The sequence below is a fragment of the Paenisporosarcina sp. genome (assembly GCF_049671445.1).
Lineage (GTDB): Bacteria > Bacillota > Bacilli > Bacillales_A > Planococcaceae > Paenisporosarcina.
Genome location: NZ_JBATUX010000056.1, coordinates 37564 through 48368, shown reverse-complemented (window position 1 = coordinate 48368; position 10805 = coordinate 37564). Strand labels below are relative to the sequence as shown.

At 39.8% G+C, this 10805-nt stretch carries 11 protein-coding genes; 3 read left to right on the top strand and 8 right to left on the bottom strand.

Annotated elements, in window-relative coordinates; all coding sequences use genetic code 11:
• Together WBG45_RS07485 and WBG45_RS07480 are read right to left on the bottom strand one after the other, a co-directional pair.
• Positions 1-1396, bottom strand: a 1396-nt coding sequence (locus tag WBG45_RS07485; protein WP_424413384.1) for a heavy metal translocating P-type ATPase, incomplete at its 3' end; no start/stop codon positions are given.
• Positions 1383-1748 carry an ArsR/SmtB family transcription factor gene (locus WBG45_RS07480; protein ID WP_424413382.1) on the bottom strand — a complete coding sequence of 122 codons (366 nt, stop codon included), beginning with the start codon at positions 1746-1748 and terminating at the stop codon, positions 1383-1385. The genes WBG45_RS07485 and WBG45_RS07480, both read right to left, overlap by 14 nt.
• Positions 1749-2141: 393 nt before the next feature.
• On the opposite strand from WBG45_RS07480, the gene WBG45_RS07475 reads away from it, so the two are divergent.
• Complete coding sequence (locus tag WBG45_RS07475) at positions 2142-2561, top strand: universal stress protein (RefSeq protein ID WP_424413380.1); 420 nt, start codon at positions 2142-2144, stop codon at positions 2559-2561.
• A 60-nt stretch (positions 2562-2621) separates the two neighbouring features.
• On the top strand, positions 2622-3605 hold the full coding sequence (locus tag WBG45_RS07470; protein WP_424413378.1) for a P1 family peptidase: 984 nt from the start codon (positions 2622-2624) through the stop codon (positions 3603-3605).
• Between the two features lie 43 nt (positions 3606-3648).
• On the opposite strand, the gene WBG45_RS07465 is transcribed toward WBG45_RS07470, so the two are convergent.
• The 6 genes from WBG45_RS07465 to WBG45_RS07440 all read right to left on the bottom strand — a co-directional run bounded on the left by WBG45_RS07465 (position 3649) and on the right by WBG45_RS07440 (position 9731).
• Positions 3649-3993, bottom strand: coding sequence for a fluoride efflux transporter FluC (locus WBG45_RS07465; RefSeq protein ID WP_424413376.1), 345 nt, complete (start codon positions 3991-3993; stop codon positions 3649-3651).
• Positions 3990-4337: a fluoride efflux transporter FluC gene (locus tag WBG45_RS07460; RefSeq protein WP_424413374.1), complete on the bottom strand. Its 348-nt coding sequence runs from the start codon at positions 4335-4337 to the stop codon at positions 3990-3992. The genes WBG45_RS07465 and WBG45_RS07460 overlap by 4 nt, the downstream gene beginning before the upstream one ends.
• A gap of 19 nt (positions 4338-4356) precedes the next feature.
• Positions 4357-6729, bottom strand: a complete 2373-nt coding sequence (locus tag WBG45_RS07455) for a penicillin acylase family protein (RefSeq protein ID WP_424413373.1) — start codon at positions 6727-6729, stop codon at positions 4357-4359.
• A 130-nt stretch (positions 6730-6859) separates the two neighbouring features.
• Positions 6860-8332: a potassium/proton antiporter gene (locus WBG45_RS07450; RefSeq protein ID WP_424413372.1), complete on the bottom strand. Its 1473-nt coding sequence runs from the start codon at positions 8330-8332 to the stop codon at positions 6860-6862.
• 100 nt (positions 8333-8432) lie between these two features.
• Positions 8433-9347: a UDP-N-acetylmuramate dehydrogenase gene (gene murB / locus WBG45_RS07445; protein ID WP_424413370.1), complete on the bottom strand. Its 915-nt coding sequence runs from the start codon at positions 9345-9347 to the stop codon at positions 8433-8435.
• A 75-nt stretch (positions 9348-9422) separates the two neighbouring features.
• Entirely contained in the window at positions 9423-9731 is a 309-nt protein-coding gene (locus WBG45_RS07440; RefSeq protein ID WP_024536746.1) for a winged helix-turn-helix transcriptional regulator, read from the bottom strand.
• Between the two features lie 525 nt (positions 9732-10256).
• On the opposite strand from WBG45_RS07440, the gene WBG45_RS07435 reads away from it, so the two are divergent.
• Positions 10257-10778: a YceI family protein gene (locus WBG45_RS07435; RefSeq protein ID WP_424413368.1), complete on the top strand. Its 522-nt coding sequence runs from the start codon at positions 10257-10259 to the stop codon at positions 10776-10778.
• Positions 10779-10805: the final 27 nt, after the last annotated feature.

The window sequence follows — 10805 nt, the reverse complement described above, 5'->3', positions numbered from 1 at the left end:
CGCCTTTACCCGTAACTGATTGGAAATTTTCAGCTGGTGAAAGGTCAATATTTTGAAGCGACGAATACGCTACAATCGCACGCGCTAAGGGGTGACCTGAATACGATTCGATTGACGCTACTTTTTGCATGACTTCCTTTTCCGTAAAAGTTGCATCTGTTGATACGTCGGTTACTTCTGGAAAGCCTTTAGTTAATGTACCTGTTTTATCAAAAGCGATGGATTGCAAGCGGCCCATTTCTTCTAAATGAATGCCGCCTTTAATCAGAACACCTTGTTTTGCTGCATTGCCAATTGCGGTAACAATAGCGACCGGTGTTGACACTACAAGGGCACAAGGACAACCTACTACTAATACAGCAAGACCTTGATAGATCCAAGCTTGCCAATCCCCCATAAATAAAGGAGGAATAACAGCAACGAGTAGAGCGATAACAATTATGGCCGGTGTGTAATACTTAGCAAATTGATCGACAAATTTTTGAGAGGGCGCTTTTTCAGCCTGTGCTTCTTCTACTAGATGAATGATTTTTGCAATCGTGGTGTCTTCTACTCGTTTCGTTACACGAACTTCAAGAGCACCTTCTTCATTTAATGTACCCGCAAACACTTCGTCTCCTTGGTTTTTGACAACAGGCATTGATTCTCCTGTAATCGGAGCTTGATTAACTGAAGAATACCCAGTCAATACCTCCCCATCCATGGCAATTTTTTGACCTGGTTTTACAAGAAGTATGTCTCCAATCACGATTTCTTCCGTAGCTAGTTCCATCGTTTCGCCATTTCTACGAATAAAAGCCCGTGCTGGAGCAATATCCATTAACTGACGAATAGATTGACGTGCTTTTGTCATCGAGTATGCCTCTAGTGCTTCACTGACTGCGAATAAGAAGACAACCACAGCCCCTTCACGCCATTCTCCAATAATGGCCGCACCAATAATCGCAATGGTCATCAGTGTCTTCATATCGAAGTAGAAACGTGATAAGTTTTTCAAACCACTCCAAAACATTTCATAGCCACCAATTGCTATTGATAAAGCAAAAAAGAAGATAGCATATGGATCTGCTTCAGATGTTTGAAATGAAATGATTGTTCCCACAACCAATAACATAAAGGACAGCATCGTCAGTATATTTTCTTTTCTTTTATAAAACGGCTTATTTTCAATTGTGCGCTTTGAGGTCATTGGCACTACTTTGATGCCATCAAATGCTCCTGCCTTTTCTAACTCTTCAACAGTAATTGGACCACTAACTCGCAATTTCGATGCTCCGAAATTTACATTTACTTCACTAACATCCGGTAGAGCTTGAATATTTTTTTCGAATTTCATGGCGCAGTTCGCACATGTTAGATTTTCTAATCGAAATTCCTGTTGATCAGTTACTTTCATGTTTTTCGCCTTCTTTCGCATGTTCGTAAGCAATTTTCACAAGTTGACCTACATGATCATCAGCTAACCGATAATAAACAAGCTTGCCTCTTTTTTGGGATTTGGCTAAATCGAGATCTTTTAAATAGCGTAAATGATGTGAAGCTGTTGCTGTAGACGATTGAATAATCGCTGCGACATCGCAAACACACAATTCATTTTGGAGTGTTAATGCATATGAAATTTTCAGTCTTGTTTCATCTGCTAATGCTTTGAATATGACGGTCATGCCCTTTAAGTCAGGTAAGTTTTGTTTCACATACCTTACATCTTCTTCATGCACGCATGCTACTTCGCATGTTTCAGTATTCATCGTCTCAACCCCTCATTCAAACGTTCATTTGATTATTAGTTAAAGTATATGCTCGAGTACTTTGGAATGCAAGGGCAGTGATACGTTATATACTGATTTAGGGATGGTGTAGTGGTGCCCAGGTTGACGGAGTGGTGCTCCAGGTTGACGAAGTTGCTCTCCAGGTTGACGAAGTGTCCCTACAGGTTGACGAAGTCGCTCTCCAGGTTGTACAAAATACTTTTCTGCTCGCTATCGGGGACTACGTCGGCACACCTAAAAATTATAATGAATCTGTGTAAATAAAGGATTTAACTTCCACTCTGAAGAATATATATTTAGTACATAAGCTATTTGTTTGTTTTGAAATGTAACCAATTGCAAAGAAGAAACACTCAACAAGGGGGGCTCGTGATGTATAAAAGAATATTAGTTGCTGTAGATGGTTCTTCGCACTCGAAGAGAGCAGCGACTCATGCTGTGTTCTTAGCAAGTTCCACTGAAGGTGCACAAGTAACGTTACTCTATGTGTTGGATTACGATAAAACACGGGCTGAGGTCATTCATAGCATGAGTAGCGAAGAGCTACACATTGATCGCAAAAACAAAATTTTGCCCATTAAAGAATTATTCACATCTCAAGGAATTTCAACCGACATTAAATTGCTTCATGGCGAAGCTGGACCAGTAATAGTCGAGCATGCCAACAAAGAAAAGTATGATATTGTGGTCATAGGCAGTCGAGGACTCAACACGCTGCAGGAAATGGTACTTGGTAGCGTAAGCCATAAAGTGGCAAAACGAGTTCATTCACCGGTGTTATTAATTAAATAATTAAACTCAGACTGGTCCACTCATTGGTCAGTCTGTGTTTTGTATTTGGAGATGATTAATTTGAAGAAAGGCACGTTAAATTTAATTACTGATGTACCAGGGGTTAAAATTGGGCATGTTACCTTGCATGAAACCATCAATGATAAGGATTCCATTTGTACAGGAGTGACAGCAATCTTGCCCCATAGTGAAAATTCCTTTTCACATAAAGTTCCCGCTGCAAGTTTTGTCTTAAATGGTTTCGGAAAAACGGTAGGTCTCATTCAACTTGAAGAATTAGGACTGATGGAATCTCCAATTATGCTCACGAACACATTTAGCGTCGGAGCGGTTTTAGAAGGAACACTTTCCTATATGTTGGAACAAAACCCTGCGATTGGTGACTCTACAAGCTCACTTAATCTGGTTGTCGGTGAATGCAACGATAGCTATTTAAATTCGATGCGTCTTCTAGCTGTTCGTCCACATCATGCGATAGAAGCATTACTAGCAGCGAGCTCAGGAAGTTTTGAGCAAGGAGCGGTTGGTGCGGGTACAGGTATGATTTGTTACGGAGTAAAAGGAGGTATTGGTAGTTCTTCACGGATTGCCCAACACGAAGATCTTGCGTTTCATGTTGGAGTACTAACACTAACGAACTTTGGTCGTGCACAAGAATGTCGAATATCGAATTGGCAACAAGATGATTTAGACAAACCAGATGGCTCCGTCATCATCGTTGTCGCAACAGACGCACCTGTTGATGCACGTCAATTGAAGCGACTAGCAAAACGGGCTGCGATTGGCTTAGGTCGAACGGGAACACATATACATAACGGTAGTGGCGATATTGTCATTGCATTTTCTAATGCTCACACTGTTGCTCATGAGTCAGATACTGCTTATAACACATATACACTTTTACGTGACGATCATCCATTAATGAATGAATTATTCCAAGCTGTGATCGAAGCAACAGAAGAAGCCGTGTATCAATCTATACGTCACGCAGAAACGACAACTGGTCGATTAGGTAGAGTGATAGAAAAAGGAGCATTTCAATAAAAAGCAGCCACTCCGTCACGATAAGTGACAGAGTGGCTGCTTTTTAGTAAAGGAAGTTCCCAATCCACCACCCAATTGTGACGAAAATAAACCCTCCAATTAGGGTCAACATCGCATAACTAATTGCTTTGGATTGCTCAGCTTTAGACCAGCTTTCCACGAATTGAACTGCAAACGTTGAAAACGTAGTAAATGCTCCTAAAAATCCTGTTATCCAAAAGATGGCTATCCAGTTCGTTTGTATTGCTATGTGTAAGGACAAGCCCATCAGCAATGAGCCTAAACAGTTAACTAATAAAATCCCTGTCATGCCTTGAATTTTTAGAGAGATAGCATAGCGAGATATTGCGCCAAAGAAACCGCCAATTGCGACTGCCAGGAGAATCATGTAGAACCGCCCCCAACCTTAAAGCCTAAAGCGGCTGCTAGGAAGCAAATCAATGTCATACCAAGCCCATAAAAAATCGCTTCTATTATGTTTTCCTGCATCAAACCAAGCCACTCTGCAGAAAAGGTTGAAAACGTGGTAAAAGAACCAAGAACTCCTGTCGTCCATAAAATTGATGCCGTTTTCCCGGTTGCCACAGCACGCCCTGTCAACCACCCTAAGACGAGACTCCCTATTCCATTCTCCAACCATAGTACAAGCATGTCTGGTGCCGTTAACATCACGCTATAGCGTAATAATGCACCAATCATTCCACCCATGCCCACCAAGAGAAAATTCTTCATCATTTACACGTCCTAATAATTACTCGTTTGGAGTTAATGTTAACGTATGAGCATCTTGTATGTCACCATTAAGCAGCGTTTCGTGATAGTCTCCCTCCGCCCAGTCATTTACTTGGTTATGGAACCACTCCGATTTCATATGGCCACTTTGACCAGGCCCAACTATGTGATGAGTACTTGAAAGATCTTGTAAATCAGCAACAAATCGCCACGAAGCTCCGTGATCAACTGAACCATCTTCAGTAAACCCTGCAGCTTGAACGGTTATGTTGGAGCCACCAATCGGCACTGGTTTCGGATTCAAGAAATAAGCAAAAATTGATGAGGCACCGCTTAGCGGATGATCGAAGGTCAATTGGTGATATTCACCCCACTCCCAATCACTCGGTTTATCACCAAATTCATCATTAATCGAAGCCACTGCAGTTACAAAGGAATCCATCATCCACGCATCAATTCCCCCGTGTTCACTCACCCAAGCTCCATCTTGTCCCGAGAAACTTTCTCGCATCATCATATCCGTAATATTGCCTTTGCCACCCATTAAGTCATAAATATCTTTTGGCATTTGTTCCTTGAATAGTGTAATGGGTAATTGCTTTATCCATTTATGGAAAACAAGAGGCGCTGCCGCATCAACGGAATCAACTTGATTCCATTGTTTTAATATAAACGTAACATCATCGTATTCATTTTTTGTATCCATTTTTTCAACTGAAGCGACCATGTCTTTTAAGAATTCGCGAGCTTGCAGGTTATGTTGATCCATTTGTAGAGCCATCATATCTTCTTTTGTGAATTTATCCCCTTTTTCTAGCACTTCTGAGATACGTTCATAGCGATATGATTGAGCCCAAAAGTCGGTGATATGGTAGGGATATGTTTCATCTACTACTTGATTATTAGCTGTTGCAATAAATCCTTCATCCGGATTTACGACAGTCGGCAATTCATCATACGGAACATATCCTTCCCATCCATACTCTTCAGAATCACCTGGTACTGGTAACTGCGCATCACCAGACTTCCGTATCGGGATGCGTCCATTCGCTTTATAAGCAATCGTTCCGTCTTTCCCTGCAAAGACAAAGTTTTGAGCAGGTGCATGGAAATCTTCCAATGCTGTTTCGAATTGTTGCCAGTTTGAGGCTTTATTCATATTTAATATTGCTTGTAATTCTAGTGTTGGTTCTAGTGCAGTCCACTGCATTGAAAACTGTGCACTTGGTTCTTCTTTATCAAACATGACATTGGAAATAATTGGACCATGACGCGTCACCACAACTTCGAAGTCAACCGTGTCACCATCTTTCACCTTAATTGGTTCGTCTCGAACTTCGGCTTGTTCCCATTTTCCTTCGTATTTATATTGGGTAGGAGCATCAGGATTTGGAGTTTCAATATATAAATCTTGAACATCCGGTCCAACATTCGTAACTCCCCATGCAATTTCATCGTTATGTCCTAAAATAATTCCTGGAATCCCAGCAAAAATAACACCGCTTACATTTTGCTGCGGTGATTGCAAATGCATTTGATACCATATCGAGGGTGTACTCAGCCCTAAATGTGGATCATCAGCAAGTAACGGCATTCCTGATTCCGTTTTATCGCCAGATAGTACCCAGTTGTTACTCCCATTAAATTCATTAGGAATCACTGAGGGATCAAATTCACCTGCCACATCAACAGGATTATTCAGATTGGCCTGGATTATTGACGGTTTATCTTCTGGATATGTAATAAATAACTCTCGAGCTTTTTCTTCAGAAAAATTCCCAAGTGCCCAGTGACGTATTGCCATACTTGACCAGTTTCCACCGAGGTCATATGCCATAAACTTACCAATCGTCAAAGAATCCACTTCTGTCCATGGTTCTGGCTCATATCCTAACAATTTAAATTCAAAGGATAATTCACCTTCGACCTGCGCTTGATCTATGTAAGCATTAACACCTTCAGCGTACCAAGTAAGCACTTGCTTTGCTTCGTCCCCATAACTAGACCATGAATCTTCTGCGGCTTTTTTCAAACTAAATGTACGGAAGAATTGATCTGTTGTAACTGCAGCTTCTCCAACTACTTCTGATAATCTACCACTAGCTTGTCTTCTCGCTAAATCCATTTGAAACATACGGTCCTGAGCTTGCACAAAACCTTGCGCACGATATAAGTCCGCATCACTTTCAGCTTTAATATGAGGCACTCCTTGCTCGTCACGTGTTACAACAACTACTTTCTCCTCTAATACTTTCAGTGCCATATTTCCTTCAATTTGTGGTTTCGATTTCCCAATGTAGACATTCAAAAAAAGAACGCCAATGAGAAGAATCAACACCAGACTACCTAAGATCCAAGCAATCCACTTTCCAATCTTTCTTTTATTGGTCATGTCCTTCTCCCCTTAAACTTTCTTACTATATTATTTCGGCTGAATAGGAAAAAGTCCTGCTTATGCTAGAGAAGATGAAATTCTCTGTATTTACACAAAAAAACTAGAGGGCACGAAGACACCTCTAGTTTTAGATCATTAACTCTTCTGCTAACACTAATTTCACATTAGCTACTTGCTCTTTTGCAGTGAGTATATATAATATGTCTTTCTTTTGCAGTTTCGTTCCTCCAGTAGGCATAACTAAATTCCCTTGACGAATAATCGCACTAATTACCGTCTTTTCTGGTAAGCCAATGGTTTGAATAAGTTGCCCCGCAAATGGGGATGACTCAGAAACCTCGAATTCTAACATTTCTGCATTAGCACGATCCATTGAGACAAGTTCCAATGTATGAATACGTTTTGGTTCCGGTGGTCCATTTAACCCCAACACTTTTGCCACAAATGGAATGGTCGATCCTTGAAGTAAAGCCGAACTTAGCACGATAAAGAACACGATGTTGAAATACAGCGTACTGTTTTCAACGCCAGCTAACATAGGGAAAGTCGCGAGTACGATCGGAACGGCTCCGCGTAGTCCAGCCCATGACATAAACCATTTCTCTTTCATGGAATAAGGGAAGAAGATGGTGGATGCAAATACAGCGATAGGTCTTGCAATAACAATTAATACAAAAGAAAGGACAAGCCCTTTCCAAATAAGGTCCCATTGTGCAAGTTCACTCGGGAATACTAATAATCCCAAAATTACGAACATGGTAATTTGCATCAACCAGGCAAAACCCTCATGAAAGCTAAATATGGAATGACTATGTGTCAATTCTCTGTTGCCTATTATCATGGCAGCTATGTAAACGGCGAGTAGTCCACTTCCCCCTAATACGGCCGTAAGACTGTAAATAAAAATGGCAAAACCTGCAGATAATACAGCGTAAAGTCCACTTGCATCTAATTTTATTTTATTCATCGTTTTTGATGCTATATAGCCAAGACCGAATCCAAACAATAAGCCAAGTCCCATTTGCATAAGGAACATTCCAACTAAAGACCACACAGAAATGTCTGGCATCAAAATCCATTCGATAAAGACAATTGTTAAAAACATAGCCATCGGATCATTTGTTCCCGATTCAGCCTCTAAAGTTGATGTTAGTTTTTGTTTAATATTTTGACCTGATAATACGGAGAAAACAGCAGCCGCATCGGTAGAACCCACAATCGACCCAAGCAGGAATGCTTCTAGCCAGCCAATGTCTAATACATAGTAAGCTGCAACCGCTACAATAGATGTTGTCAACACGACTCCAAGTGTCGCAAGCACTGTTGCTCCTCCAATAATTGGGCGAGCGTGTTTCCACTGTGTTTGGAGTCCTCCTTCAAATAATATAATGATAAGTGCAAAGACCCCTACCATCTGAGCAAGTTTTGCATCAGTAAAATGGATGAGGCCAGAAATATCACTACCTAATGCCATTCCTAAAAACATGAATAAAATAAGTGCTGGTACTCCCACTCTTGCTGAAAGTTTTGTCATCATAACACCACACAAAAGAAAAATACCGACTAATAATACCGTAAAATCCGTTGAAAACTGTTCCATTGGTCCTCCTGTCTTTACATTAGTAGTCTCTTCAGTTTAATAGAACATGCAAGTTTTCGCATGTAAAAAGCCTCGAATTCAAAGAATTCGAGGCTTTTGTTTATTCATTTTCGCCAACAATTTTCACTTCAAGGTCGAGTAAAATCCCGAATTTCTCTTGAACCTTTTTACGGACCATATCAATTGTTTGAATATAGTCGGTAGCAGTAGCGTTATTTTTATTAACAATAAAGCCTGCGTGCTTCATGGAAACTTCTGCACCGCCAAATCCCTTACCCTGTAATTCACAGTCTTGAATTAACTTTCCTGCAAAATAGCCAGGGGGACGCTTAAAGACACTACCAGCTGACGGATATTCTAAAGGTTGCTTCGATTCACGTAAATGCGTTAAATCTGCTACCTTGGCATCGATTGTTAATTGATCACCTGGTACTAAGTCAAATTCTGCAGATAATACATAATATCCTTTTTTGGTAATCACACTCATACGATAATCTAGCTCGAGTTCTTCCTTAGACAACACAAGCTTTTCACCTTCGTGCGTCAATACAGTCGCTTGGAAAATAATATCTTTAATCTCGCCGCCATACGCTCCTGCATTCATTGCCATTGCTCCACCTACAGAACCTGGAATTCCGCATGCAAATTCAAGCCCAGCTAATGTTTCCTTCACTGCAGCTCTTGAGACATCAATGATATCGGCGCCACTTTCAGCATATACACGAGTTCCCTTAATTTTTATGCGATTTAATTTAGACAAGTTCAATACGATTCCGCGTACTCCGCCATCTCGAACCACCATATTAGATCCATTACCGAGTAATAACAATGGAATTTGGTTGTGATGAGCATATGAAACGACAAAAATAGTTTCTTCTTCAGTTGTCGGAGATACATACAAATCTGCTCGACCACCCATTTTTGTCATCGTGTGCAAGTAAAGTGGTTCATCTATTTTGACACATTCGTGTGCAATTTTTGAAGTTAGATCGTCAAACCAACGCTGTTTATTCATGAAAAGCCAAATCCTTTCGCTTAAATCTTTTCATTACATAGTATGCGTATTGACGACCAATTTGACAAGTGATTTTCAAGATAACCATACTTTTGACCAATGTTCGATGTTTTCAATTGCATCTTTAAGCCCTTTTCCTTTTTCTGTCAACGAGTATTCCACTTTCACAGGCACTTCTGCAAAAACATGACGTTCGACAATTCCTTCTTTTTCAAGCTCCTTCAATCGCTCTGATAAAAGACGCCCACTTACTGGCAAGGCAGATTCAATTTCATTAAATCTTTGAGGACCTTCTAATAACTGATATAGGATTAGCCCTGTCCATCTTTTTCCAATGAGTTCCATTGCTTTAGATAAACGGGGACATAATGTAATTTCTTTCATATTTCTCACCTCTATTACCTGAATTATAACGCAAAAAAAAATTCGTGTAAAATATAGTAATCTAATTACTTGATGTAATCACGTAATTTTTATATATTTACTTACATATAGTAACTTATTGAAGACAGTAGTTTTTTTAACGATAGAATAGAAGGATTCTTTAATTAGCTATTCGGCCGAAGATGCAATTTCGACCTCTTCAAGCTTCTTTTATTTTTGAATCTGTTGATTTTACTTAAAAACAAATGACTGCATTTGCGTCAAATATGCCGAAAGAGCATGGAAAATGAGATCCATGAATATGTGGGTTTCATACTTGTCATGCCCATACGTAACGTCCGGCTAGCGCAACTGAAAAATTGTCAAAACAGAGGCTTGAAAAACAAGTACTGATTCAGAAGATTAACGACCAATTAAAAAATATATCTCGAATTCAAGATATATGAATTAAAACATATTGACATCAAGATAATACCCGCATATAGTAAGACATAGAAATTAAAAAACAATTTGGAGGAATTTAAAATGAAAAAATGGAACGTAGACGCTGCTCACTCAAGTATTGGATTTTCAGTGAAACATATGATGGTATCTAAAGTACGCGGAAGTTTCGGTGACTTTGGTGCAGAAGTTGAAGCTAATGAAACAGATTTAACTGCAGCAAACATTGCATTCACTATTAAAGTAGCAAGTATTAACACTGGCAACGAAGATCGTGATAATCACCTTCGTTCAGCTGACTTCTTTGATGTTGAACAATATCCAGAAATTAAGTTCGTTGCTAACAACATCACGAAAAAAGACGATGACTATGAAATCGCTGGTGATATTACAATTAAAGACGTAACTAAACAAATTGTATTCGAGGCTGAATACGGCGGTAAAGGTACAAACCCATGGGGACAAGAAGTTGTAGCTTTTTCAGCTGAAACGAAACTAAATCGTGAAGATTTTGGTTTAACATGGAATCAAGCACTTGAAACTGGTGGAGTTTTAGTTGGTAAAGATATTAAAATCACGATTGATCTTGAAGCTAACCCAGCTTAAGTAGTTCAGAGGCAAATGTGCAACGGC

What these genes read in the sequence shown, in the direction of transcription:
- WBG45_RS07480 (WP_424413382.1), bottom strand. Translation starts at nt 1,748, where the DNA reads ATGAATACTGAAACATGCGAAGTAGCATGCGTGCATGAAGAAGATGTA.
- WBG45_RS07475 (WP_424413380.1), top strand. Translation starts at nt 2,142, where the DNA reads ATGTATAAAAGAATATTAGTTGCTGTAGATGGTTCTTCGCACTCGAAG.
- WBG45_RS07465 (WP_424413376.1), bottom strand. Translation starts at nt 3,993, where the DNA reads ATGATTCTCCTGGCAGTCGCAATTGGCGGTTTCTTTGGCGCAATATCT.
- WBG45_RS07460 (WP_424413374.1), bottom strand. Translation starts at nt 4,337, where the DNA reads ATGAAGAATTTTCTCTTGGTGGGCATGGGTGGAATGATTGGTGCATTA.
- WBG45_RS07455 (WP_424413373.1), bottom strand. Translation starts at nt 6,729, where the DNA reads ATGACCAATAAAAGAAAGATTGGAAAGTGGATTGCTTGGATCTTAGGT.
- WBG45_RS07450 (WP_424413372.1), bottom strand. Translation starts at nt 8,332, where the DNA reads ATGGAACAGTTTTCAACGGATTTTACGGTATTATTAGTCGGTATTTTT.
- murB (WP_424413370.1), bottom strand. Translation starts at nt 9,347, where the DNA reads ATGAATAAACAGCGTTGGTTTGACGATCTAACTTCAAAAATTGCACAC.
- WBG45_RS07440 (WP_024536746.1), bottom strand. Translation starts at nt 9,731, where the DNA reads ATGAAAGAAATTACATTATGTCCCCGTTTATCTAAAGCAATGGAACTC.
- WBG45_RS07435 (WP_424413368.1), top strand. Translation starts at nt 10,257, where the DNA reads ATGAAAAAATGGAACGTAGACGCTGCTCACTCAAGTATTGGATTTTCA.